This window comes from Saccharothrix luteola, from assembly GCF_020859565.1.
GTDB classification, from domain to species: Bacteria; Actinomycetota; Actinomycetes; order Mycobacteriales; family Pseudonocardiaceae; genus Actinosynnema; species Actinosynnema luteola.
The window spans coordinates 19,706-43,082 of sequence record NZ_JAJHUO010000056.1 but is presented as its reverse complement, the minus strand read 5'-3'; the positions used below and the strand labels follow the sequence as shown (position 1 = coordinate 43,082).

At 71.9% G+C, this 23,377-nt stretch carries 30 protein-coding genes; 16 read left to right on the top strand and 14 right to left on the bottom strand.

All coding sequences use genetic code 11. The annotated features are described in order from the left end of the window. Positions 1–116 precede the first annotated feature (116 nt). Positions 117–305, bottom strand: coding sequence for a DUF3072 domain-containing protein (locus LNK82_RS45920; RefSeq protein ID WP_308257583.1), 189 nt, complete (start codon positions 303–305; stop codon positions 117–119). Positions 306–447: 142 nt separating this feature from the next. On the opposite strand from LNK82_RS45920, the gene LNK82_RS45915 reads away from it, so the two are divergent. Then, complete coding sequence (locus LNK82_RS45915; RefSeq protein WP_230573111.1) at positions 448–1,938, top strand: chitinase; 1,491 nt, start codon at positions 448–450, stop codon at positions 1,936–1,938. 46 nt (positions 1,939–1,984) lie between these two features. Here the strand turns inward: LNK82_RS45915 and LNK82_RS45910 are convergent, their stop codons facing one another. The 3 genes from LNK82_RS45910 to LNK82_RS45900 form a co-directional block, all read right to left on the bottom strand. Further along, complete coding sequence (locus LNK82_RS45910; protein WP_230573110.1) at positions 1,985–3,478, bottom strand: methionine--tRNA ligase; 1,494 nt, start codon at positions 3,476–3,478, stop codon at positions 1,985–1,987. Positions 3,479–3,659: 181 nt separating this feature from the next. Next, complete coding sequence (locus tag LNK82_RS45905) at positions 3,660–4,439, bottom strand: hypothetical protein (RefSeq protein ID WP_230573109.1); 780 nt, start codon at positions 4,437–4,439, stop codon at positions 3,660–3,662. A 101-nt stretch (positions 4,440–4,540) separates the two neighbouring features. Continuing rightward, complete coding sequence (locus tag LNK82_RS45900; protein WP_230573108.1) at positions 4,541–5,161, bottom strand: L-threonylcarbamoyladenylate synthase; 621 nt, start codon at positions 5,159–5,161, stop codon at positions 4,541–4,543. A gap of 341 nt (positions 5,162–5,502) precedes the next feature. Here LNK82_RS45900 and LNK82_RS45890 point away from each other — a divergent pair, with 341 nt between their 5' ends. From LNK82_RS45890 to LNK82_RS45875, 4 genes are all read left to right on the top strand, one after another. Beyond that, positions 5,503–6,000, top strand: coding sequence for an aminotransferase-like domain-containing protein (locus LNK82_RS45890; RefSeq protein WP_230573107.1), 498 nt, complete (start codon positions 5,503–5,505; stop codon positions 5,998–6,000). Then, a complete protein-coding gene (locus LNK82_RS45885; RefSeq protein ID WP_230573106.1) occupies positions 5,997–6,341 on the top strand; it encodes an aminotransferase-like domain-containing protein in 345 nt (114 codons plus the stop codon). Before LNK82_RS45890 ends, LNK82_RS45885 begins: the two co-directional genes overlap by 4 nt. A gap of 272 nt (positions 6,342–6,613) precedes the next feature. Then, positions 6,614–7,651: a hypothetical protein gene (locus tag LNK82_RS45880; protein WP_230573105.1), complete on the top strand. Its 1,038-nt coding sequence runs from the start codon at positions 6,614–6,616 to the stop codon at positions 7,649–7,651. A gap of 278 nt (positions 7,652–7,929) precedes the next feature. Continuing rightward, positions 7,930–8,748 carry a siderophore-interacting protein gene (locus tag LNK82_RS45875; protein WP_230573104.1) on the top strand — a complete coding sequence of 273 codons (819 nt, stop codon included), beginning with the start codon at positions 7,930–7,932 and terminating at the stop codon, positions 8,746–8,748. Here LNK82_RS45875 and LNK82_RS45870 read toward each other — a convergent pair. The 4 genes from LNK82_RS45870 to LNK82_RS45855 all read right to left on the bottom strand — a co-directional run bounded on the left by LNK82_RS45870 (position 8,745) and on the right by LNK82_RS45855 (position 10,465). Continuing rightward, a complete protein-coding gene (locus LNK82_RS45870) occupies positions 8,745–9,095 on the bottom strand; it encodes a DUF1048 domain-containing protein (RefSeq protein ID WP_230573103.1) in 351 nt (116 codons plus the stop codon). The genes LNK82_RS45875 and LNK82_RS45870 overlap by 4 nt on opposite strands. Position 9,096: 1 nt before the next feature. Further along, complete coding sequence (locus LNK82_RS45865) at positions 9,097–9,453, bottom strand: DUF1048 domain-containing protein (protein ID WP_230573102.1); 357 nt, start codon at positions 9,451–9,453, stop codon at positions 9,097–9,099. Beyond that, complete coding sequence (locus LNK82_RS45860; protein WP_230573101.1) at positions 9,450–9,776, bottom strand: PadR family transcriptional regulator; 327 nt, start codon at positions 9,774–9,776, stop codon at positions 9,450–9,452. The genes LNK82_RS45865 and LNK82_RS45860 overlap by 4 nt, the downstream gene beginning before the upstream one ends. 71 nt (positions 9,777–9,847) lie before the next feature. Continuing rightward, positions 9,848–10,465 (bottom strand): TetR/AcrR family transcriptional regulator, encoded by a 618-nt coding sequence (locus LNK82_RS45855; RefSeq protein ID WP_230573100.1) that lies wholly within the window; start codon positions 10,463–10,465, stop codon positions 9,848–9,850. A 92-nt stretch (positions 10,466–10,557) separates the two neighbouring features. Between LNK82_RS45855 and LNK82_RS45850 the strand changes: the two genes are divergently transcribed. Continuing rightward, entirely contained in the window at positions 10,558–11,484 is a 927-nt protein-coding gene (locus LNK82_RS45850; RefSeq protein ID WP_230573099.1) for an NAD(P)-dependent alcohol dehydrogenase, read from the top strand. Here the strand turns inward: LNK82_RS45850 and LNK82_RS45845 are convergent, their stop codons facing one another. Next, entirely contained in the window at positions 11,485–12,630 is a 1,146-nt protein-coding gene (locus LNK82_RS45845) for an acyl-CoA dehydrogenase family protein (protein WP_230573098.1), read from the bottom strand. A gap of 156 nt (positions 12,631–12,786) precedes the next feature. Here LNK82_RS45845 and LNK82_RS45840 point away from each other — a divergent pair, with 156 nt between their 5' ends. Both LNK82_RS45840 and LNK82_RS45835 read left to right on the top strand, forming a co-directional pair. Beyond that, entirely contained in the window at positions 12,787–13,287 is a 501-nt protein-coding gene (locus tag LNK82_RS45840; RefSeq protein ID WP_230573097.1) for a SigE family RNA polymerase sigma factor, read from the top strand. Next, a complete protein-coding gene (locus LNK82_RS45835; protein WP_230573096.1) occupies positions 13,287–14,108 on the top strand; it encodes a hypothetical protein in 822 nt (273 codons plus the stop codon). The genes LNK82_RS45840 and LNK82_RS45835 overlap by 1 nt, the downstream gene beginning before the upstream one ends. A gap of 55 nt (positions 14,109–14,163) precedes the next feature. Here LNK82_RS45835 and LNK82_RS45830 read toward each other — a convergent pair whose 3' ends face one another. Continuing rightward, positions 14,164–14,742, bottom strand: coding sequence for an RDD family protein (locus LNK82_RS45830; protein ID WP_230573095.1), 579 nt, complete (start codon positions 14,740–14,742; stop codon positions 14,164–14,166). Positions 14,743–14,845: 103 nt separating this feature from the next. Here LNK82_RS45830 and LNK82_RS45825 point away from each other — a divergent pair, with 103 nt between their 5' ends. The 4 genes from LNK82_RS45825 (at position 14,846) to LNK82_RS45810 (ending at position 18,601) form a co-directional block, all read left to right on the top strand. Further along, positions 14,846–15,193 carry a hypothetical protein gene (locus LNK82_RS45825; RefSeq protein ID WP_230573094.1) on the top strand — a complete coding sequence of 116 codons (348 nt, stop codon included), beginning with the start codon at positions 14,846–14,848 and terminating at the stop codon, positions 15,191–15,193. A gap of 53 nt (positions 15,194–15,246) precedes the next feature. Further along, positions 15,247–16,185, top strand: a complete 939-nt coding sequence (locus LNK82_RS45820) for a helix-turn-helix transcriptional regulator (RefSeq protein ID WP_230573093.1) — start codon at positions 15,247–15,249, stop codon at positions 16,183–16,185. 111 nt (positions 16,186–16,296) lie between these two features. Further along, the gene (locus tag LNK82_RS45815; RefSeq protein WP_230573092.1) at positions 16,297–17,679 is read left to right on the top strand and encodes an FAD-binding oxidoreductase; all 1,383 of its coding nucleotides are present in this window, start codon (positions 16,297–16,299) and stop codon (positions 17,677–17,679) included. A 172-nt stretch (positions 17,680–17,851) separates the two neighbouring features. Further along, complete coding sequence (locus LNK82_RS45810; RefSeq protein WP_230573091.1) at positions 17,852–18,601, top strand: GH12 family glycosyl hydrolase domain-containing protein; 750 nt, start codon at positions 17,852–17,854, stop codon at positions 18,599–18,601. Between the two features lie 52 nt (positions 18,602–18,653). Here the strand turns inward: LNK82_RS45810 and LNK82_RS45805 are convergent, their stop codons facing one another. Together LNK82_RS45805 and LNK82_RS47445 are read right to left on the bottom strand one after the other, a co-directional pair. After that, positions 18,654–19,199, bottom strand: a complete 546-nt coding sequence (locus tag LNK82_RS45805; protein WP_230573090.1) for a cysteine hydrolase family protein — start codon at positions 19,197–19,199, stop codon at positions 18,654–18,656. Positions 19,200–19,232: 33 nt separating this feature from the next. Next, positions 19,233–19,364: a hypothetical protein gene (locus LNK82_RS47445; protein WP_268998211.1), complete on the bottom strand. Its 132-nt coding sequence runs from the start codon at positions 19,362–19,364 to the stop codon at positions 19,233–19,235. Positions 19,365–19,581: 217 nt separating this feature from the next. Between LNK82_RS47445 and LNK82_RS45800 the strand changes: the two genes are divergently transcribed. The 4 genes from LNK82_RS45800 (at position 19,582) to LNK82_RS45785 (ending at position 22,280) form a co-directional block, all read left to right on the top strand. After that, entirely contained in the window at positions 19,582–20,034 is a 453-nt protein-coding gene (locus LNK82_RS45800; protein ID WP_230573089.1) for a VOC family protein, read from the top strand. A gap of 66 nt (positions 20,035–20,100) precedes the next feature. Continuing rightward, the gene (locus LNK82_RS45795; RefSeq protein WP_230573088.1) at positions 20,101–20,373 is read left to right on the top strand and encodes a GlsB/YeaQ/YmgE family stress response membrane protein; all 273 of its coding nucleotides are present in this window, start codon (positions 20,101–20,103) and stop codon (positions 20,371–20,373) included. A 66-nt stretch (positions 20,374–20,439) separates the two neighbouring features. Continuing rightward, positions 20,440–21,546 (top strand): sensor histidine kinase, encoded by a 1,107-nt coding sequence (locus LNK82_RS45790; RefSeq protein WP_230573087.1) that lies wholly within the window; start codon positions 20,440–20,442, stop codon positions 21,544–21,546. Then, entirely contained in the window at positions 21,543–22,280 is a 738-nt protein-coding gene (locus LNK82_RS45785; protein WP_308257578.1) for a response regulator transcription factor, read from the top strand. The genes LNK82_RS45790 and LNK82_RS45785 overlap by 4 nt, the downstream gene beginning before the upstream one ends. Here the strand turns inward: LNK82_RS45785 and LNK82_RS45780 are convergent. Both LNK82_RS45780 and LNK82_RS45775 read right to left on the bottom strand, forming a co-directional pair. Next, positions 22,199–22,549 carry a DUF6223 family protein gene (locus LNK82_RS45780; protein WP_230573086.1) on the bottom strand — a complete coding sequence of 117 codons (351 nt, stop codon included), beginning with the start codon at positions 22,547–22,549 and terminating at the stop codon, positions 22,199–22,201. The two genes, LNK82_RS45785 and LNK82_RS45780, sit on opposite strands and share 82 nt — an antisense overlap. A 154-nt stretch (positions 22,550–22,703) precedes the next feature. Further along, entirely contained in the window at positions 22,704–23,243 is a 540-nt protein-coding gene (locus tag LNK82_RS45775; RefSeq protein WP_230573085.1) for an anthrone oxygenase family protein, read from the bottom strand. Positions 23,244–23,377 lie beyond the last annotated feature (134 nt).

Here is a 23,377-nt window from a genome sequence, read left to right as displayed (position 1 = left end):
AATTGCCTGACGGTGATCGCACGCAGCCACAGGCGGTCTTGGGGATCCGTCGTGGCGAAGGCGGACTCTTCGACCTGGAGCACGAGCGCGCGTGCCAGGCCGTGCTCGCAGGTGCATCAGCGCCCGCGACCCGTCTTCTCCTGCAACCGGTCGATCAACTGCGAAGCCTCCACCTTGGTCAGCTCCGCCGGCACCTCTTCGCCCGCCTCCTGCGCCAACGTGTGCAGGTAGGACTCCTGCGGACCGGTCATCGGCTCGTCGCCGGTCGTCCACTCCCGCGGGTCCTTCTCCGGATTGCGGTCCACGCGCGCCTCCTCACCTCGAACGCTCGTTCGAGGTACCCGCTGCGCCGTTCGGTCAACCACCTCCGCCACAGCCCTTGACACGTCGCAGGTGGTCTAGTCCAATTCGTCCTACCTGGAGGCCGCCACCGCTGGGAGGAGACGAATGTCGCGCAGGGTCCTGTTCGCCAGGGTGGCGGCGGTGACGGCGTTGGTGGTGGGTGCGGCGGTGGTGAGCTTCGCGCCCGCCCACGCCGCCTCGGTCACCGCGACGTTCGCCAAGACGTCGAGCTGGGAGACCGGCTACACCGCGCAGTTCTCGATCAAGAACGAGACGGGTTCGGCCGTCTCCGGGTGGAAGGTCGAGTTCGACCTGCCCGCCGGCACGACCGTCGGCGCCTACTGGGACGCGTTGCAGACCAACTCGGCCGGGCACTACGCCTTCACCCACCGCGAGTACAACGGCGGCATCGCGCCCGGCGCAACGGTGACGTTCGGCTTCAACGCCTCGGGCACCGCGAGCCCGACCAACTGCAAGGTCAACGGCGCGTCGTGCGCCGGTTCACCGACCACCACGACAACCACCACTACTACGACCACGACGACCGGGCCGACGACGACCACGACCACGCCACCGGTCACCGGCCTGCCCAAGCGGGTCCTCGTCGGCTACCTGCACGCGAGCTTCGCCAACGGCTCCGGCTACATCCGGATGAAGGACGTCTCCGACGACTGGGACATCGTCAACCTGTCCTTCGCCGAACCGACCTCCGCCACCTCCGGCGACCTCCGCTTCGCCCAGTGCCCCGTCGCCGAGTGCGGAGGCGTCGAGTCCGAGGCCGACTTCATCGCGGGCATCCGGGACAAGCAGGCCAAGGGCAAGAAGGTCCTGATCTCGATCGGCGGCGCGAACGGCCAGGTGCAGCTGTCCACCACGGCCGCGCGCGACGCGTTCGTCCGCTCCGCCTCGGCGATCATCGACAAGTACGGCCTGGACGGCCTGGACATCGACTTCGAAGGCCACTCGCTGTCGCTCAACGCGGGCGACACCGACTTCCGCGCGCCCACCACGCCGGTGATCGTCAACCTGATCCAGGCGTTGAAGGCGCTGAAAGCGCGCTACGGCGCGAAGTTCGTGCTCACCATGGCCCCGGAGACGTTCTTCGTCCAGGTCGGCTACCAGCACTACGGCGGCAGCGGCGGGGCCGACCCGCGCGCGGGCGCGTACCTGCCGGTGATCCACGCGCTGCGCGACGACCTCACCCTGCTGCACGTCCAGCACTACAACTCCGGGCCGATCATGGGCTTGGACAACCAGTACCACTTCATGGGCGGCAGTGATTTCCACGTCTCCATGGCGGACATGGTGCTGGCCGGCTTCCCCGTGCGCGGTGACGCGACGAAGGTGTTCCCTGGCCTGCGGCAGGACCAGGTGGCCATCGGCCTGCCGGCGAGCGTCAACGCGGGCAACGGCTTCACGTCCGTCGCCGAGGTGCACAAGTCGTTGGACTGCCTGATGAAGGGCGCGAACTGCGGCGCGTACAAGCCGAAGGCGGTCTACCCGAACCTGCGCGGCCTGATGACGTGGTCGGTCAACTGGGACCGCCACAACGGTTTCGAGTTCTCCCGCTCCCACCGCGCCTACCTGCCGAGGTGACCGGAGGCGGACCCGCCGGGACGTCACCCCGGCGGGTCCGCCCGGTTCACAGCCGGGGAAACAGGGGCTGGGGCTGGGGGAGCCGGCCCGTCAGCGTGACGCACTGCTCGGAGATCCGCGTCGCCAACGCCGGCACGAACGGGGTGAGTTCGCGGGCCAGGACCCGGCACGCGGCCAGCAGCGAGGTGACGGCCGCGTCCAGGCGCTTGCCCGCCTCGGCGTCACCGCCGCGCTCGGCACGGGCCAGGTCCCACGGCCGCACCTGCTCGACGTACCGGTTGGCCTCCTCCACGATCCGCCACACCGCCGCCGTCGCCCGCCGGAAGTCGAAGTCGGACACGGCGGCGTGCACGAGGTCCGGCGCGTCCCGGCACGCCGCCGTCAGCGGTTCGGCGTCCGGGTCCGGCGCGGCCACGGGTGGTCGGCCCTCGCGGTAGCGGTGGACCATCACGGTGACGCGGTTGACCAGGTTGCCGAGGCCGTTGGCCAGGTCCTCGTTCGCGCGGGCGACCAGGCGGGCCTCGGTGAAGTCGGCGTCGCCGACGCGCGGCACGTCGCGCAGCAGCCACCACCGCACCGCGTCCGAGCCGTACCGGTCGGCCAACGCCACCGGGTCGACCACCGCGCCCGCCGATTTGCTGATCTTGCGGCCGTCGGTGGTGAGGTAGTCGTGCACCAGGACGTCGGTCGGCAGCGGCTCGCCCGCCGACAGCAGCATGGCCAGCCAGTGCACGGCGTGGAAGCGGACCACGCCCTTGCCGATCACGTGCACGCGCCGGTCGCCCTCGACCCACCAGCGGCGGTAGTTCGAGCCGTCCGCGCCGTAACCCAGGCTGCTGATGTAGTTGCCCAGCGCGTCCCACCACACGGAGACGACCTGGTCCGGATCACCCGGCACGGTGAGGCCCCACCCGTGCGCGCGGGCGCGGGAGCGGGAGACGGAGAAGTCGCGCAGGCCGGCGTCGATGAACGCCAGCACCTCGTTGCGGCGCGCGGCGGGCTCGATCCGGACCGTGCCGTCGATGATCAGGTCGCGGAGCCGGTCGGCGTGGCGGGAGAGCCGGAAGAACCAGTTCTCCTCGGCCACCGGCTGCGGCTCGACCTCGTGCTCCGGGCACTTGCCGCCCACCAGGTCGGCGGGGGCGTAGAACTGCTCGCAGCCGACGCAGTACAGGCCCTCGTAGTGATGTCGGTAGAGGTCGTGCGCGCACGCCCGCCACAGCCGCTCCACACCGGCGCGGTGCCTGGCGTCACGGCTGGTGCGGATGAAGTCGGTGAACGACAACGCGAGCGGGTCGCGCAACGCCGCGAACGCCTCCGAGTTCCGGTCGACCAGCTCGCCGGTCGACACGCCTTCCGCCTGCGCGGCCAGCACGTTCTTCAGCGAGTTGTCGTCGGTGCCGGTCAGGAACCGCACCCGGTCACCGCGCAGGCGGTGGTGCCGGGCCAGCACGTCGGCCTGCACGATCTCCAGCGCGAAACCCAGGTGCGGGCGCGAGTTGACGTACGGGATGGCGGTGGTCACATAGTAGCGCGACATCGCGAACCTCCTGGGTGCGGGGGTCCACAGCCGGCTGAGACCCCCTGGGACGGGGGCCTCGGACTCGTCATCCGTGCAGCGTCGGCCGCCCCGCGTGGCGGGGCGTCATGACGGGGCACGAGAAGGACATGGCGGCGACGCTAGCAGCGCCACCGCCCGTCCGCGCCTGGTTTTCGCCCGGCTAGCAACCGATGCGGTCGGAGCCCAGCGCGATGTCGTCCAGCCAGATGTCGTAGCTGCCCTCGTTGGGCTGGTAGAGCTGCCAGCCCAGCTTGACCGTGTCGAACTCGGGGAACAGGAAGTCGACCTGGTTGCCGCCGTGCTCGCGGGTCGAGACGGTCAGGTCCGGGTTCGGCTTGCCGTCGAACCACAGCGTGATCCGGTTGTCGGAGGCGTCCATCCGCCACTCGACGCACTGCCACACGCCGGCCTTCGACGGCGCCGACTCGCGCCAGTTCGTCCAGTCGCCGGTCGGGCCGCCGTCCGCGCCGACGCCCCACAACGCCTTGTCCAGCGTGGGCACGTACTGGCCGCCGAGCGGGCGCACCACCTCCGGGCCGTTGCCCGTGGCCTCGATCAACGTGTAGTGCGCCCAGTCCGGCGCGTCCGGGAACGCCTCGACGCGCACCCGGACCCGGCCGTAGAAGCTGTTGCCCGGCGCGGCGAAGTCGTCGACCTTGAGGAACGCCCGGCCGTTGCCCTCGGCCCGCACGTGCAGCACCTTCTGGCCGCGCCGGTCGCGTTCGACCTCCAGCGAGCCGTTGCGGGTGTCCACGCCCCACTTGAGGCTGGTGCCCGCGCCGGTCGGCACGTGCTGGAAGTCCTCGCAGAACAACAGGTCGGCGCGGGCGCAGGTCTTCAGCCGGTGATCGGCCTGACCGGGACCGGCGGCGTCCGCGACCGGGAGGGCGACGACCGACAGCAGGACGGCGAGGACCGCCGTGGACAACCGTTTCCGCACGGGTAGCTCCTTCTGCGCTGAGGGGGCAGCAGGAAGCTATCCGTTCTGGGAACGCTCCCATACCTCTGACCGGCGCAACAGTGCTGGTGCGTTCGCGGGTGCTACTCGAAGCGGGAGGGATCGCCCGCGCCGTGGCGGACGATCTCCGGCTCGCCGTGCGAGAAGTCGACGACGGTGGTCGGCACGGTGCCGCAGTCGCCCGCGTCCAGCACGGCGTCGACCACGTGGTCCAGCCGTTCCTTGATGTCCCAGCCGTGGACCAGCGGTTCCTCCTGGTCGGGCAGCAGGAGCGTGCTGGACAGCAGCGGCTCGCCGAGCTGCGCCAGCAGGGCCTGCGCGACCGGGTGGTCGGGGATGCGCGCGCCCACCGTCTTCTTCTTCGCGTGCATCAGCCGGCGCGGCACCTCGGTGGTCGCCGGGAGGATGAACGTGTAGCTGCCCGGCGTCGCCGCCTTGATCGCCCGGAAGACCGCGTTGTCCACGTGCACGAACTGCCCGAGCTGGGAGAAGTCGCGGCACATCAGCGTGAAGTGGTGGCGGTCGTCCAGGTGCCGGATCTGCCGGATCCGGTCCAGGCCCGCCTTGTTGCCGAGCCGGCAGCCGAGCGCGTAGCAGGAGTCGGTCGGGTAGGCGACCAGGCCGTCGGACTTGATCAGCTCCACCGCCTGGTCGATGGACCTCCGCTGCGGGTTCACCGGGTGCACGTCGAAGTACCTGGCCATGCGCGGAGCCTAGTAGTCCGGCCGGCGCGCCGCGTGCGGGCCCGCGGGTCAGGCGAACACGAGCAGGGCGCCGAGCGCGACTGCGGGTCTCGCGCGGGGTGGTCACCGAGGCGTACCAACGGCTCGCCGAGGACGGCCACGTCAGCGGACGGGGCCGGGCGGGCACTGTGGTGGTGGCCGCGCCGCACTCGTTGACGCCCCGCACGGGTGGTGTGCAGGGTTCGGGTGGAGGGGACGCCCGGCAATCGGGTGCGGGCTGGTCGGGCATTCGGGGGGCGCCAGACGTGGGCGAATCGTCGGACGCCCCGGGAGCGGCGGCCCCGGGACTGGCGGGAGAGGGAGTGGCGGGTGGGTCGCCCGGCGCGGGCGGTGTGACCGCCCGGTCGGTCGATGGCGGGAGTGAGGCGGGCCGGCCGGTCGATGGCGGCGGTGTGGCGGGTTGGCCGGTAGGCGGCGGCGTATTCGCACGGCCGCCCGGCGCGGACGCGTTCGATGCCTTGCGCGGCGTTCCCGCGCGGATCGACCTGTCGCCCGGTGTGCCGGACCTGACCGCGTTCCCGCGCGCCGCCTGGTTGCGCGCCGAGCGTGCCGTCCTCCGCACGTTGTCCGCGTCGGACTTCGGCGCTCGCCGACGCGAACTGATGCGGTGGGCCGAGGCAGGCGGTCTTGTCATCGAGGACGATTGCGAAGCAGAACACCGTTATGACAGGCCGCCCGCGCCCGCGTTGCGATCAATGCTCCCCGAACGCGTTTGTTACGCCGGAAGTGTGTCCAAAGTGCTCACCCCGCATTGCGCGTCGGGTGGTTGCTCGTGCCCGACGCGAATCGAAACAGTGTGATAAAAGCGAAGCGGTATGCCGACCTCGGCAATGCGGTGCTGCCCCGACTCGTGCTGGCCGCCATGATGGCGTCCGGGGAACTGGACCGGCACCTGCGGTTCGTCCGCCGACGCCACCGCCGCAGGCGGGACGCGATGATCGCGGCGATCGCCCGGCACCTGCCCGACGCGGTCGTGCACGGCGCCGCGGCGGGGTTGCACCTGCTGATCACCTTCGACGACGGTCGTGGCACGCGCGACGACCCGGGCGACCAGGACTGGGTGCTCGGCTACGGCGCGAGCACGCCGACCGACATCGCCGAAGGCGTCGCCGTCATCGCGGACGTGCGCCGGCAATCGTGATCGTCCCTCTTGTTCTCGATCACTCAGGATTTCATTGCCGGCGGGCGGAGTCACACTATCGCGTGGATGATGTGCACGGTCGGATTTTGTTGATCATCCTAAGTGGACATGCCTGGTCGGCGCGGTCACGATGGGCGGACGCCGGGAAGTCGGGCGCGGAGATCCTGCGGCACTCCCGGTTTATTTCACGCTCTTCGTTTGAAAGCAGAACACCACTCATGACCGCACAAGCACCTACGAAAACCCACGATCGAGAGCACGACCACCACCCGTTGCCCGTCCACCTCGTCGGCTCGCTGCCGCGTCCGCTGTGCGACGACCCCGCCACCGCCATGGGCTGGTTCCTCCGGCACCGGGGCGACGCCGCGCTGACCGCCCTGCCGTCCGACCGCGATCCGCGCTGGATCGTCGACTGGCTCACCCACCACATGTCCTCCGTGCCGTCCCTCGAACAGGTGCGCGGCGGCGAGAGCCGCGGTTACGACGACATGCCGTACTACCGCGTCCGGCCCGGTCAGCGGCTGTGCGCGGAGGAGATCGGCCTGTCCCGCGTCGACCAGGCGGACGCGGCGTTCGCGGCGCTGGACCGCCTGCACGTCACCGGAACCGACGAAGCGCTGCGCGTGCAGGTGGGCATCCCCAACGCACTGGACCTGGCGGTGTTCGCGTTCGGCTCGATCGACGCCGCCCACGAGTGGCTGCCGACCATGCAGGTCGCGGTGGTGCACGAGGTGACCGAACTGGTCGCCCGGTGGGGTGACCGGCTGCAGCTCCAACTGGAGACGCCCGCCGTGCTGGTGGCCTACCACCTCACCCCGCCGTCCGCGTGGCCGGCGCTGACCGCGCAGCTCTCCGGGCAGGTGGCCGGCGTGCTGGCCGCCGCGCCGCTCACCCGGTGGGTGCTGCACCTGTGCTACGGCGACCTGGAGCACGTGCCGGTGTTCACGCCGACCGACCTGCGGCCGGCGGTGCTGTTCCTCAACGCGCTGGCCGACGTGCTGGCCGAGCAGGGCGTCCCGATGCCGACCGTGCACCTGCCCGTGGCCAGCGGTTCGAACCCGCCGCCCACCGACCCGGCGTTCTACGACGAGCTGAAGCACCTGCGTCGCGGGGTGGAGGTCATCGCGGGCGTCGTGGCCGAGGATCACCCCGAGGAGACCCGCGAGGCGCTGCGGCTCACCGTGGACGCGCTGGGCGTGCCGGTGGCCGGCGTCGCCGCCGCGTGCGGGTACGGGCGACGGACCGAGGACGCCGCCGCGGCGAACCTCGGTCTGGCCGCCCGGCTCGCGCAGGAGTGGAGCGCGAGCTGATCGCCCGGGCGGTGGGACGTCCGGCGTCCCACCGCCCGGCCGGGAGCGCTGCGCTGAACAGGCGGATCCTGCTCGGTGGCGTGGGAGACGAGCGGGGGTCGGTCCGGCGCCGACCCCCGCCCGTTCCAGGGTGACGTCCGCGGTCTGGGAGCGCTCCTGGATCGCACCGCGACAAGCCCGGTGCGAGGTGGAGATCGGACGCCGTCGGTCGGCCGTGGTCGAGTGGCACGTACGGTGAAGGCTGGTTGCGCCGTTGGAATCACCGAGGAGTACGCGACATGGCCGAACGATCCCGCGCCAGGAGCGGGCGCGTGGTGCGCACCGAGCGGATCGCGCCGCACATGGTCCGCGTGGTGCTCGGCGGTGACGGGCTGGCCGACTTCGCCGTCGGCCCGTACACCGACAGCTACCTCAAGCTCGCGTTCCCGCTGGACGACGTGCTCTACCCGGAGCCGTTCGACCTCGGCGCGATCCGCGCGACCATGCCCCGTGACCAGTGGCCCCGCACCCGCACGTACACCGTGCGCAAGTGGGACGCGCGCGCCGGCGAGTTGTGGATCGACTTCGTCACGCACGGTGACGCGGGTGTCGCCGGTCCGTGGGCGGCGAAGGCCCAGCCGGGTGACGTGCTGCACTTCGCCGGTCCCGGCGGCGGGTACGCGCCCGACCCGGACGTCGCCTGGCACCTGATGGCCGGCGACGAGAGCGCGTGGCCCGCCATCGCGGCGGCGCTGGAGGCGTTGCCCGCGGACGCCCGGGCGGAGGTGTTCGTCGAGGTCGACGGGCCCGAGGACGAGCAGTCAGTGCGGTCGGCGGGTCGGGTGGACCTGCGGTGGCTGCACCGGGGCGGCGGCCCGCGTGGACGACTCCTCGTGGACGCGGTGAAGGCGTCGGCGTTCCCCGAGGGCGTGGTCCAGGTCTTCGTGCACGGCGAGGCGAACATGGTCAAGGACCTGCGCGGGCACCTGAAAGTGGACCGGGGCGTCCCGCGCGAGCAGATGTCGATCTCCGGCTACTGGCGGCTCGGGGCCGACGAGGACGGGTGGCAGTCGTCCAAGGGCGAGTGGAACCGGCGGGTCGAGCAGGAGCAGGGTTAGCGGTTCGTGCCGTCGGCGGCCTGGTGGGCTGCGGTGCCGCGCTTCTTGTCGAGGGACTCCTGGTAGAGGTCGGCGTACGTGCGCGAGTCCTTGATCAGGTCGTCGCAGAACGCGGCGACGTCCTCGCCGATGAGTTCCAGCACGCCCTTGCCCGCCGCGACGCCCTCCTCGAAGAAGTCGACGATCCCGGAGAGCAGCGTCCCGTCGGCCAGCTCGACCGGACCGACCTTGAAGAAGTACCGCTGCATCTCCTTGTAGACGATCCGGTAGTCCGGCGGCAGCGCCTTCACCCGCGCCATGTGCGCCCGCCACTGCTTCTTGCCCTCGATGATGTCCTGGATGCCCACGTCAGCCTCCCAGCTGGGCCAGTTTCCTCGCGACGTTCCGGTTCAACTGCTCGCGCCACCGGTCGCGGTGGGTGCGACCCCCGTGCTCGCCGGCCAGCGCCGCGCAGAAGCCCGCGACGTCGTCACCCAGCACGTCGCCGATGGGCTGCCCGTCGGCCGCCGTCTCCTCCAGCAGGCCCAAGGCGCTGTCGAAGATCGGCATCAGGCCCCGGCCGGTGAAGTCGGAGTAGCCCATGAGGTGGCCCTTGACCTGTTCCCACGCCGCCAGGTAGTCGGCCGGCAAGGCCGCGGCCCGTGCTTCGAACGCGTTCCACTCCCTGGTGAGGTCGCTGCCGGTGATGGTCTCCCAGAAGCTCATCTCCCGCCCTCCTTGAGCTTGTCGATCCGTGACGAGACGTACTCCCACTTCGCCCAGAACGTCGCCAGCTGCTCGCGTCCCGCGTCGTTGAGCGCGTAGAACTTGCGCGGCGGGCCCAGCTCGGACGGTCGTTTCGCCACCTGGACGAGCCCGTTCTTCTCCAGTCGCAGGAGGATGGTGTAGACCGTCCCCTCCACGACGTCGGTGAAGCCGAGGTCGTTCAGCCGACGCGTGATGGCGTACCCGTAGGTCTCCTCGCTGCCGATGATCTCCAGCACGCAGCCCTCCAGCGTGCCCTTGAGCATCTCCGTCAGGTCGTCCATCGCGGGTCCTCTTCGGTCTTCCGGTACCCGGTGTCACCGAGTACTGCTACAAGGTATCACGGAGTAGTGGGTCAGCCCAAGGCGTCGCGCAGGCCGAGGCGCACCGGCGGCGGCAGCGGGTCGCGGGCCTGGAACGCCTGGAGGAAGTAGGCGACCAGGCGGCGGGAGGCGGCCACCGCCGCGTCCACCGAATCGGCGACCAGGCCGTTGTTGGCCATCAGCACGAGCGTCAGGTCGTCGAGCGTGAAGTCGGGCCGCAGCCTGCCGGTCGCCTTGGCGCGTGCCACCACCCCGGCGAACGCCTCCTCGGCCCGCGTGCGCAGCTCGTCCACCGGCACGGCGTCGGGGAACGCGGTCAGGAACGCCGCGCTGAACCCCCGGTCCCGGGCCTGCATCTCGCAGAGCTTCTCCACCACCCGGCAGAAGCCGCGCCACGGGTCGGGGTCCTCCGCCGCCCGGTGCACCTCGCCCGTGCAGGCGGCCAGCTGCTCCGCGAACACCTCCCTGACCAGGTCGTGCTTGGTCGGGAAGCGGCGGTAGAGGGTGGCGACGCCGACCCCGGCGCGCCGGGCGATCTCGGTCATCGACACGTCCAGGCCGTCGGCGGCGAACGTCTCCCTCGCCGAGGCGATTATGCGCTCGCGGTTCTGCCTCGCGTCCACGCGCAACCGAGTCGTCTCACCTGGCACGTCTCTCACTTTAGCTCAAGTGGAGGGTGCCTTCCGTTTCGCGTGTTAGCGTCGAAGTGGAGGGTGTCTTCCACTTGTGCGAGAGGTGAGGTATGCGCGCAGCGCTGTTCGACCGGTACGGGCCGCCCGAGGTCTTGTACGAGGGCGTCGTGCCCGATCCGGTGGCCGCGCCGGGCCAGGTGCTGGTGCGGGTCCACGCGGCCAGCGTCAACGGCGGCGAGCTGATGGGTCGGTCCGGGAAGCTGAAGGTCCTGCTCGGCCCGAGGTTCCCCAAGCGGGTCGGCATCGACTTCGCCGGCGAGGTGGTGTCCGGGCCCGGCTTCGCGCCCGGCGCGCACGTGTGGGGCGGACTGCCGCGCGGCCGGTTCGGCAGCGTCGCCGAGTACGTCGTCGTGCGCCCGCGCCAACTCGCGCTCAGCCCCGCCGGGCTGGACCTGGTCCAGGCCGCCGCGTTGCCGGGCGTCGGCACGACCGCCATCACCGCCCTGCGCGACAAGGCGAGGCTGCGCCGGGGGGAACGCCTCCTCGTGCGCGGCGCGAGCGGGGGAGTGGGCAGCGTCGCCGTGCAGGTGGGCAAGGCCTACGGCGCGCACGTCACCGCCCTGGCGGGCAGCGGAACCCTCGACTTCGTCCGCGAGCTGGGCGCCGACGAGGCCGTCGACTACCGCACCGATCCCGCCGACCTGGGCCACTTCGACGTCGTCCTCGACACCTACGGCGGCACGCCCCGCACGTACCGCCGCCTGCTCGGGCCCGGTGGCCGCATGGTCGGCATCGCGTTCCGCTCCGCCGCGGACGTCGGTTACCTCCTCGCGTCCGCGGTGTTCGGCCCGCGCCGCGTCCGCTTCTTCAGCGGCAACCCCGGGTCCGAGCTGTTCGCCGACCTCACCGCGCTGGTCGAGGGCGGCGCGGTCCGACCGGTGGTCGACGCCGTCCACCCGATCGCCCGGGTCGCCGAAGCCCATCGGGCGCTGGAAGCCGGTGGCGTGCGCGGGAAGCACGTGATCCAGGTGCTCTGATCACGTGAACGGGCTGATGGTGTTCTCCGCGCCGACCAAGGCCGCGCCGTAGATCTCCAGGTTCACCTGGGGGAGGAGCATGCCGTGGCGCGCGGCCACGTTCGCGTCGCGCCACATCCGCTGCAACGGGCTGGACTCGGCGAAACCACGCGAACCGTGCGCGTACAGCAGCGTTTCCAGGGCGCGGGTCACGTGGCGGACGGCCACGGAGGAGTCGGCGCGGCACCGGGCGCGGAGCAGCTCGGACGGGTACTCGGCGTCGGCGGCGTACCGGTCGAGGAGGTCGGCGGCGCGGTAGGCGTGCAGCTCGGCGCTGTCCACCGCCGAGGCGGCCTCGGCGACGAGGAGCTGGAACGCGGCCGAGTCGCGTTGCCGGTCGAAGCTGGTGTAGGCGATCCCCTTGTCCGCCGCGGCGTCGATGACGTGCGCCAAGGCCGCCCGGCCCAGCCCGAGCAACGGGCCGCTGATCATCGTCACGAGCGACGGCACGAACGCGGCGCGGTAGGCGACGGGGGTGTCCGGCGTGACGTTGGCGCCCGCGACCATCCGCTCCAGCCGCAGCACGCGGTGGTCGGGCACGAACGCCTCCCGCACCACGAACCGGTTGCTGCCGGTGGACCTCATCCCGGCCACGTGCCACTCGTCCACGACCTCGAAGTCCTCGCGGGGCACCAGCGTCCACGCCAGGTTGCCGTCCAGGACGGCCGCCGCCAGGCCCCATGACGCGTGCCCGATGCCGGAGGCGTAGGTCCACTCGCCGCTGAGCCGGTAACCGCCCGACACGCGCTCGACCGGGCCGCTCGGCATCAGCGTGCCGGCGACCAGGGCTTCGGGGTCGGCGCCCCACACGTCTTCCCGCGCCTGCTCGGGGAACAGGGAGGTGATCCAGTTGCTGCCGTTCCACAGCGCCGTGCACCAGCCCGCGCCACCGTCGATCCCGGCCACCGCCGCCGACACGTCCAGGTGCGTGCGGATCGACGCCTCCCCGCCGCCGTACCGCGCGGGCCGCGTGACGCGGAACGTGCCCGCGTCCCGCATGGCCGCCACGGTGTCGGCGGAGACCTGGCGTTCCTCCTCGGCCCGCCCGGCGGCAGCCGTCAACCGCGGCGCGAGGCCCGCGATGGCGGTCAGGACTTCGGCACTCATCACGAAACCCCCTGCGACGGCGGCGGCGAGTGATCCATCGTCCCACCGCCGGTCGTCGGGCCGGCACGACCATTCGCGTGGCCCCGGGCCGCCGAACGGGTCGAGGGCAACCGAACGCCGACGCCGTCTCGTCATCCTGGGCGAGGGGGTGGACGGGTGAAGGACAAAGACGCCGAGTTCGTCGAGTTCGTGCGCGCGAAGCACCGCCACGTGCGGAGGACGGCGTTCCTGCTGTGCGCCGACTGGCACCTGGCGGAGGACCTGGCGCAGGCCACGTTGCTCAAGCTGTACCGCTCGTGGTCACGCGTGCGGCGGGCCGACTCCGTCGACGCGTACTGGCGCACGGTGCTCGTGCGCACCGTGATCGACCACCGACGGCCGTTGAAGGGCTCGGAGAAGCCGGTGGCCGAGCCGCCGGACCTGCGCGCCGACGAAGTCGAGCACGAGAGCGGCATGGACGTGCAGCGCGCGCTGGCGGCGTTGCCGCCGGGTCAACGCGCGGCCGTCGTGCTGCGGTACTGGGAGGACCAGTCGGTCTCGCAGACGGCGAAGCTGCTCAAGTGCAGCGAGGGAACGGTCAAGAGCCAGTGCGCCAAAGGTCTCGCCGCGTTGCGCCGAGACCTGGGCAGCACCTTGGAGAAGGGGGGAGTGGCGTGATGAACGACGTGGACGAGGTGCGGAGGATGCTCGCGCCGGCGCTGGAAGGTGACACCGGGCCCCGGCACTCGCCGGACGAGGTGGTGAAGTCGGCGCGCGAGGCCACGGCCCGACGGCGGGCGGTGGTGGCCGGTGCGTTGTCCATCGGAGTCGTGCTGGCGATCGGGGCGAGCGTGCTCGTCGGCGTGACCGGGCGGTCCACTGTGGAATCGGCGTCGGTGGGATCTGCCTCGAGCCCAGTGCTCACCATCGTGCCGACCGACGTTCCCGCGGTGCCGACCACACCCGGGCACGCCGCCGAGCTGACCGCGAGGCTCGCGGCGGCGGATGTCGTCCCCGACGGCTTCGAGATCCTTCCCACGCACTCGGACTGGAGCGCGCCGCCGCTGCAGTTCATCGCCTTCGGTCCGGACACCTCGGGCGGCTACTTGGCGTCGGCGGTGTTCTCCGACGCCGAGGGCAGCGTGACGGTGAGGCTATACGTGCGGTCGGTCACCGCGCCGGAGAAGTGCACGGTGGAGAGCCGATGCATGCGCTTCACCGCGGCGAACGGCCCGTTCTTCCACCCGCCGACCGTGAAGTCCGTCGACGGTGTCGAGGTCCGGGTCGCGCGTGACCTCGGCACCGGTCTGCCGGGGGAGGTGTCGGCGGAAGCCCGCTTCCCGGACGGCACCGTCGTGGACGTCACCGTCACCAACCAGACCACGGTGAGGGACGACGGCTCGCTGTACCTCCAGCCGTCCACTCGCGACAGCGTGCCGTTCACCGAGCAGCAGCTGATCGACATGATCAGCAAGCCGGGATTCACCTACCGGTCGTGACCGCGCGGTCGTCGGCGTGCCTCCCCGCGGGGCGCGTCGACGGTCGCGCGTCGGCTCAGGGCACGCGCTGGTCGGCGATGTTCCGGTAGCCCGCCGCGTGGAGCAGGCGGGTGCGCCGGCGGTCGATGCTGGTCCTGGCCGGTGAGCCGGGCGGTGAGCCGCCGGCCAGCGCGCCGACGGCGACCGCGACGAGCAGCGCCGGCAGCAGCACGGTCCGGACCGTCATCGCCCACGGCGCCTTCAGCCCGACCCGGCGTCCGCTGGACACCCGCACGAGCTGGGTGCCGGTGAGCACGGCGCCGAGCGCGCGGCCGTTGCCGTAGCACAGGCCGTACAGCGGGGGCACCACGACGAACAGCGCGAGGTCGGCCAGGACGAGCTGGTTGTCGTCGATGGTCCCGGCGGTGTACAGCAGGCTGAGGACGACCACGCCGACGCCGACCGCGAGCAGGAACACCACGAAGTCGACGAACCACGCCAGGAGTCGGCGCAGGTCACCGGCGCCGACGTAGAGGACCCCGTCGGCGAACGCGTCGACGCGTGCGGCGGCGGCCCTCGACCCGAGGACGTGCGCCGCCTCGGCCTGGACGACCTCCAGCCTGGTCGGCGGCCGGTCGATGCCGGGAGCGGCCATGGCGTCCTCCAGTCGGTCGTGACAGGCGACATTCTGCATCACGTCGAATCCGGATCGGCCGCGAACGTATGATCCGGGCTCCACGACGTCAGGGGGACGGGACATGAACCCGAGTCCGAACGCCCGCGGCCACGCCGCCGCGCAGGCCGCTCCGGCGAAGGCGTCGATCGTCCCCTACTTCCTGGCGCACCTGCTGACGGGGATGGTGGTGTTCGTGGCGATGAGGTTCATCAGCCCCGCCCGCGACCCGCTCCCGTTCGGTTCCGATCTCCTGTACTACGTGACCGCCCACCTGCCGGTGCCGCTGGTGCTCTCGACTGTGCTGGCGTGGTTGCTGACCAGGAGGGCGAGGCTGCCGTTCTGGGCGGTCCTGCTGCTGTCAGTGCCGTTCTACCTGGGCGCTTCGTTCGTCTACATGATGGGCCAGATCATGGCGTCCACCCAGCAGTGAGCCCGGCTCGCGTGCGTGCGGGCTCGTTCCCGGTCCACGTCTAAGGTCCTCGTGTGCCGACCGAACTCAGCCCCACCGCGAAGGCGCTGCGCGCCATGGAGATCCTCCAGGCGCGCCCCGGGGTGACGGCGGGCGAGCTCGCCGCGGGGCTGGGTGTCACGGAACGGGCCGTGCGCCGGTACGTCGGGATCCTCCGCGAGGCGGGCATCCCGGTGGAATCGACCCGGGGCCCCTACGGCGGCTACCGGCTAGGGCGCGGCACGCGGCTGCCACCGGTCGTGTTCACCGAGCCCGAGGCGCTCGTCCTGGTCATGGCGGTGCTCGACAACCCGGCCGACGACCTCGTCGACAGCGCCCTCGGCAAGGTCGTCCGGGCGCTCCCCGAGCACGTCGGCAAGCAGGCGGCGGCGCTGCGCGAGCACGCGTCGGCCGCGCCCGACCGGAACTCGGTCCGCCCGGACCCCACCACGACCAGCGCACTCGTCGCGGCCATCGCCGCACGGCGTCGCGTGGTGGTCACCTACGGCCAGGACACGGGCAGCGAGTGGGAGTCCGAGGTGGACCCGTGGGCGGTCGTCGTCCGGCACGGCCGGTGGTACCTGCTGTGCCACTCCCACCGCGCGGGCGCGCTCCGCACCTACCGGATCGACCGGGTCCGCGCGGTCCGGCAGACCGAGCACGGGTTCGAGCCGCCCGCCGACCTCGACCCGGTGGCGGCGGTGGAGGAGAACCTGGGCGCCGGCTGGGAGTTCCCGACCCGCGTCGTGTTCCACGCGGCGCCGGAGCAGGTGGCGCCGTGGATCCGGCCGCCGATGGGCCGCCTCGAACCGCTGGACGACGGGTGCGTCCTCGTCGGCAGCACGAGCAACCCGGCCATGTACGCGCAGGAGTGGCTGGCGACCGTGCCCTTCGCCTTCCGCGTCGAGGGCGGGCCGGAACTGCGGGCCGCGGTCGTGGCGCTCGCCGCGCGGTTCGCCGCCGCCGTGGACTGACCACGAGCCCGACCGCCGCGCACCCTGCTCGCCGCCACGTCCTGACACCGAACCCGTTCGGCGGAGTGGTGGACGGGGCGACAGGGGGACCATGGGTCGGGGGGAGTGCTCATGGAATTCGGTCGCAGAAGTTTCATCCAGGCCACCGGACTCGTCGCGCTCGGCGCGTGGGAGAACGATTGGGACCGGCTGCGCCGCGTGCTCACCGGCAGGCTGGTCCTGCCCGGTGACGACGTCTACGACACCGTGCGCCGGCCGTACAACACGGTGTACGCGCACCGCAGGCCGGCGGCCGTCGCGTTGTGCGCCGACGAGTCCGACGTCGCGCGGTGCCTCGACTTCGCGGCACGAGAGCGGATCCCCGTCGCCGCGCGCAGCGGCGGGCACAGCTACGCCGGTTACTCGGTGCCCGAGAACGGTCTCGTCATCGACCTGTCCGCGCTGCGCGCCATCCGCGTGGACCGCCGCGGCCGGGTCGAGGTCGGCGCGGGCACGCGGATGATCGACCTGTACGACGAGTTGGCGCGCAGCGGCCGGTTGTTGCCCGCCGGGTCGTGCCCGACGGTCGGCATCGGTGGTCTCACGCTGGGCGGCGGGATCAGCGTCGTCGGGCGCAAGTACGGCTTGACCGTCGACCACCTGCGCGCCGCGCGGATCGTGACGCCGGGTGGCCGGCCGCGCCGGACCGACGACCACGTGGATCCCGACCTGTTCTGGGCGCTGCGCGGTGGCGGCGGCGGCAACTTCGGCGTCGTCACGTCGTTCACGTTCGACACCGAGCCCGCGCCGGACGTGGCCGCGTTCGTCCTGCAGTTCCCGGCGGGCGCGGCGACCGACGTGCTGGGCGCGTGGCAGGAGTGGATGCTCGACACCCCGGACGGCCTGTGGTCCGCGTGCAACGTCGGGGCCGGCAGCCCACCGCCCGCCAGTGTCATCGGCAGCTGGATCGGGTCCGAGGGCGAGCTGGACCGGTACCTCGACCGGTTCGCCGCGAAGGTCGCGCCCACCAGTCGCACGGTCCAGCCGATGGACTACGGCACCGCCATGAGGTTCTTCGCCGGCTGCCTGCCCGCGTGCCTGCCGGACGACGGCTCGTCGTTCGTGGCGTCGTCCCGGATGCTGCACCGACCGGTCGACCCGGCGCGGGTCGTGGCCCTGCTGGAGGGGCGGCGGACGGGACGGGCCCAGTTCGACACGTTCGGCGGGGCGATCGCGCGCGTGCGGCCCGACGCCACCGCGTTCCCGCACCGCCACGCCATCGCCAGCGCGCAGGCGTACGTCGACGTGGTCGGCGTGAGCGAGGCCGAAGCCCGCCGCATCATGGCCGACCTGCGCGACGGCATCGGCCACGACACCGGCTACGTCAACTACATCGACCCCGACATGCCGAACTGGCCGACCGCCTACTACGGCCGGAACCTCCCGCGCCTGCGCCGGGTCGCGCGCCGCTACGACCCGGACCGCGTCCTCGCGTTCCCCCAGGGGCTCGCCTGACCCGGTGGTCACCCGTCGCCCGGCCGGTGAGTCGCCGGTCGCCGCCGCGCCGGTGCTGACGACGCACGACTGGAACGATCCGGTGCGACATAGGCGTCCGGGGGGTTACGGGCTACTATGGGAGCGCTCCCAGGAGATTCCCCGCCGTCGTGGACCCTTCGGAAGGAGTTCCATGCGAAGCACTGTCCGCGCCTTCGTGCTGGCCGGGTTGATGGCCGCGTCCGCGGTCGTCGCCGCAGCCGGGCCGGCCCAAGCCGACACCACGATCTGCGAGCAGTACGGATCGACCACCATCCAGGGCCGCTACGTGGTCCAGAACAACCGCTGGGGCACGTCGGCCACCCAGTGCATCAACGTCACCTCGACCGGGTTCCGGATCACCCAGCAGCAGGGCTCGGCGCCGACCAACGGCGCGCCGCTGTCGTACCCGTCGGTGTTCCTCGGCTGCCACTACTCCAACTGCTCGCCGGGCAGCAACCTGCCGATGCAGGTCAGCCGGATCCGCAGCGCCTCGTCCTCGATCAACTACACCTACGTGGGCGGCACCTACAACGCCTCCTACGACATCTGGCTCGACCCGACGCCCAAGACCAACGGGGTCAACCAGATGGAGATCATGATCTGGTTCAACCGCCAGGGCTCGATCCAGCCGATCGGCAGCGCGGTCGGCAACACCACCATCGGTGGCCGCAGCTGGCAGGTCTGGCGCGGCAGCAACGGCGCCAACAACGTGATCTCCTACGTCGCGCCGTCGCCGATCACGTCGTGGTCGTTCAACGTGCTCGACTTCGTCAACGACGTCCGCAACCGCGGCGCGATCACCACGTCCTGGTACCTGACCAGCATCCAGGCCGGTTTCGAGCCGTGGAACGGCGGCACCGGCCTGGCGGTCAACAGCTTCTCGGCCTCGGTCAGCGGCTGATCCCGGCACCGGGCCGGTCCGGGCCGACACCCGGACCGGCCCCTCGGCGCGGTCAGCGCCCGAACACGACCTCCGCCGCCGGCACCAGGCGCACCACGCCGCCGGGGTGGACGGCCGCGCTGAGGATCCGGTTGTGCCGGTCAACGACCTGCTCGGCGGTGAGGCCCGCCTCCGGGTCGCCGTCGGCCGCCGGCGAGTGGCCGTCGCTGACCAGCACGACGTCCAGGCCGTGGCTCAACGCGGACCGCGCCGTGGCGTCCACGCAGTAGTCGGTGGCCAGGCCGGCCAGCACCACGGTGTCCACGTCCCGTTCGGCGAGCAGCGCGGCGAGGCCCGTGCGGTAGAACGCGTCGGTCGCCGTCTTGTCGAGCACCACGTCGGTCGGTTCGAGGCCGAGCCGTGAGCTGATCCGCGTTCCCGGGTCCTCGGGGTCGAACGGCGTGCCGCCGGGCCCGACCTGCCGCACCGCGATCACCGGCACGCCGTTGCGCCGGGCTTCGCGCGCCAACGCGGCGACGCGGTCAACCAGTTCCTCGCCGCGCCAGACGAGCGGGACCAGCATCTCCTGCAGGTCGACGATCAGCAGTGCCGCGTTCATGCCGACGCAGCCCATCCGGGCGGCCCGACGCGGTCAGTTGCTCCAGGTGTAGCCGTTGGTCCCGACCTGGGCGCCGCTGTCGGCGGACGCGGTTGCGGTCGAGCCGAGGAAGATCGTGCCGATCGCGAGCGCGAGAACCGGCAGCAGTCGCAGAACCCTTGCCATGGCGCGTTCCTTCCGATCCGACGAGGTCGCCTGGCGAATACGCAGGCCCGGCCAGTGTCGCAGAGCGGAACCGGCCCGAGGACGCGAACGACGTCGGCGGTCCGGCCCGTCACCCCATTGCCGCAACGCCGCGACCGCGGCGCGGGCCGGCCGGCCTTCCCGTTCGCGGCGGGCGTCGGTTTGCGGTGGGGTCGGTGTAACCGATATAACCAGTTACATGGCACTGAGCTGGAAGCTGGTCATCGACACCAGGAACGCACCCGCCCTCGCGGACTTCTGGGCCGCGGCCCTGGGTTATGAGGTGGAGGACCCGAGCGCGCTCATCGAGCAGCTGCTGGCGGCCGGCCACCTCGGCGCGGAAGCGGTCATCGAGCACAACGGCCGCAAGAACTTCCGCGGTTTCGCCGCCGTCCGCCACCCCGAGGACCCGTTCGACGCGACCAGCGGCGTCGGCCGCGGGCGGCGGCTGCTGTTCCAGGACGTGCCCGAGGCCAAGTCCGGCAAGAACCGGCTGCACATCGACGTCCACAGCGAGCCGGGCGGCCTGGACGAGTTGGTGACCCGCCTGGAAGGGCTCGGCGCCACCCGCGTCAGCGAGTTCGACAAGGGTCCGGCCGGGCACTGGTGGGTCATGCGGGACCCGGAGGGCAACGAGTTCTGCGCCTCATAGGGAGCTCGGAGGAGTGACGGGGGCGTTGATCGGGTACCTGAGGCTCACTGACTCGAAGGAGTGAACGTGACCGTCTCCGGAATCATCAGCGCCCTCATCGTGGGCCTGATCATCGGCGCGCTCGGCAGACTCGCGCTGCCCGGCAAGCAGAGCATCCCGATCTGGCTGACCATCGTGGTCGGCATCGTGGCGGCCGTCATCGGCACCTTCATCGCCAACGCGCTCGGCGTGGGTGACACCCGCGGCATCGACTGGATCGAAGTGATCATCCAGGTCGCGCTCGCGGCCGGCGGCGTCGCCGTGGCGGCGGGCTTCTACACCCGCAAACGAGTCTCCTGACCCGGGGCGACCGACCTCGTCGAAGCCTGACCTCCCGCTCACCCGGCGGGGGTTAGGCTTCGCCCCATGTCGAGATGGCGCGGCCGGACGGCGGACACCGCCGCGGCGATCGCCGCCGGCCTGGTCGCGCTGCTCGGGCTGCTGGTGCAGTCGCGCGGCGTCGACACCGCGGCCGACTGGGCGGCACTGCTCGTCGTGCTCGTCTCCTCCGGCGCGCTGGTCTTCCGACGTCGCCACCCGATCCCGGTCGGCGTGGTGGCGTTGGCCGCCATCAGCGCGTACGGGGCGCTGCTGCACCAACCCGGCCCGATCATGGTCGTGTTCGTCGTGGCGCTCTACACCGTCGTCGACGAGGGCCACCTCGCCGTGGCCATCGGGCTCGGCGTCGCCTCGGTCGTCGCCTTCGCCCTCGCGGACAGCTTCAACCGGACCGACAACGGCGCGACGTTCCTGCACGCCGGCTGGCTCATCGCGGTCATCGTCGGCGTGACCCGCAACCGCCGCGCCTACCTCGCCGAAGCGGAGGCCCGGGCCCTCGCCGCCGAGCGGCGGATGGAGGAGGAGGCCCGGCGACGCGCCACCGAGGAACGGCTGCGCATCGCCCGCGAGCTGCACGACGCGCTGGGCCACCACCTCTCGCTGATCACCGTGCAGGCGAGCGCCGCGCTGCACCGCCCCGACCCGGCCCGTTCCGAGCAGGCGCTCACCGCGATCAAGCAGGCCGGCAAGGAAACGCTGCGCGAGCTGCGCGCGACGCTCAACGCGCTGCGCCAGGACGGCGACGCGGCACCCGGCCTGGACCGGCTCGGCGAGCTCGTCACGACGGCGGGCCGGTCGGGGCTCGAGATCCGCGTCGAGCTCGCCGAAACCCGGCCGCTGCCGCCCGCGGTGGACCTGGCCGCGTTCCGGATCGTCCAGGAGGCGCTGACCAACGTGACCCGGCACGCGGACGCGACCGCCGCCGTGGTCCGCGTCCGGCCCGATCACGACACCGTGCTGGTGGAGGTGGAGGACGACGGCACCGGCGCACCGGGCGCGCCCGGCAACGGCATCCTCGGCATGCGCGAACGGGCGCAGGCGCTGGGCGGCGAGCTGACCACGGGCCCCCGCCCGGACGGCGGCTTCCGCGTCCACGCCCGCCTGCCGCTGCGCGAGGACCGGGTGCCCGCGTGATCCGCCTGCTGCTCGCCGACGACCAGACGCTCGTCCGCGCCGGTTTCCGGTCCATCCTGGACGGTGAGGACGGCATCGAGGTGGTCGGCGAGGCCGCCGACGGCGCCGAGGCGGTGCGGCTCACCCGGCACCTGCGGCCCGACGTCGTCCTCATGGACATCCAGATGCCCGGGCTGGACGGCCTGGCCGCCACGCGGGAGATCACCGCGACCTCCGACGTCCGGGTGATCATCCTGACCACGTTCGACCTGGACGACTACGTCTACGGCGCGCTGCGGGCCGGTGCGAGCGGCTTCCTGGTCAAGGACACGGAGCCTGCCGAGCTGATCCACGGCGTGCGGGTCGTGGCCCGCGGTGACGCGCTCATCGCGCCGTCGGTCACCCGCCGGCTGATCGCCGAGTTCGCCACCCGCGCCACGCACCCGGACCCGGGACCGCGGCTGAGCGCGCTCACCGACCGCGAACGCGAGGTGATGGCGCTGGTGGCCGCCGGCCTGTCCAACGACGAGATCGCGGCCAGGCTGGTGCTGAGCCCGGCCACCGCGAAGACCCACGTCAGTCGCATCATGACCAAGGCGCGGGTCCGCGACCGGGCCCAGCTGGTGATCCTCGCGTACGAGTCCGGCCTCACCGTCCCGGGCTGGCTGACCGATCAGGCGGTCTCCCGGCGCGAGCGCGCCAGCGCCGACCCGCCGAGGACCACGGCGACCAACCCGACCACCAAGGCCACGTAGGCGCCGCCACGGCCGTTGCCCGTCCCGATGCCGCTGTCGGACGTGGCCGCGACGAGCCCGCCGAGCGCCAGGGCGGCGACGCCCGTCGCCAAGGACAGGAGGGCTCCGAGCCGTCCGGTGCGGACGCCGAAGCGGCCGGTGGGTCGGGCCAGGGCCAGCGCGCCGACCACGAGGCCGACCAACCCCAGCACCGCGCCCAGGCTCGCGCCGATCCGTCCGGGGCTCATCGTGTAGGCACTGGCTGCGGCAAGCACATTGGCGAGATGCATCGGGGATTCCTCCGCTCGTACAACAGGTACGGGCAGCGTAGGAACCGACGTGGCCGCGAGTCGTCGTGCCGGAGTTGCCGATCGTCCTACCACCGGGGTTGTACGCCCTCCGCGCGCCGTACCACCCCAGTGGTCGTTCATCGGGTTCGGCGAACTACGTGACCCGCGGGCTCGACGACCTCTCGCGGATCCCGACGGCGAGCAGGATGACGAGCGCGAACGCGACGAGCGCGGTCAGGGTGCGGGCCACGTTGAACATCTCCCACCGGTCGAGGACGGCCGCGTGGTCGGCCGGTGGCGCGGTGTCGGCCCACACCTTGATCCGGCCGTTGATCGGCACGTTGCCGAACCTGGTGATGAGGAAGGAAGTCACGGCCAGCGCGCCCGCCGCACCGGCGAGGAGGCGCGGTCGGCCGCGGTGCAGCCCGGCCAGCGCGAGCGAGCTCAGCGCGGCCAGCCCCATAGTGGTCTGCATGACGGGGCCGTTCATCCGCATGAGGGCGGAGTGGAAGGTCAGCCGCACGTCGAGCGGTACGACGTCGAACGTGGTGGCGACGTTCACGGCCCCGTAGCCGAAGGCGCCCGCGAGCAGGCCGGTGGACAGCAGCGCGAGCACGGTGACGAGCCGGGTCGGCAGTTCCCGGTGCTGGAGGCGTGGCGGCGATGGCGCACTGCCGACGCTGATCTTTGACATGCCGTCAAACCTAACTGCGGCGGATAACCTTGACAACCTGTAAGAGTTGTTCCGGGGTGCGAGTCGACGCCCGGGGCGCGGTGGAGCGCGGTCCGGTGCGGCGAGGACCTACGATGACGGACAGCCGGCCACGA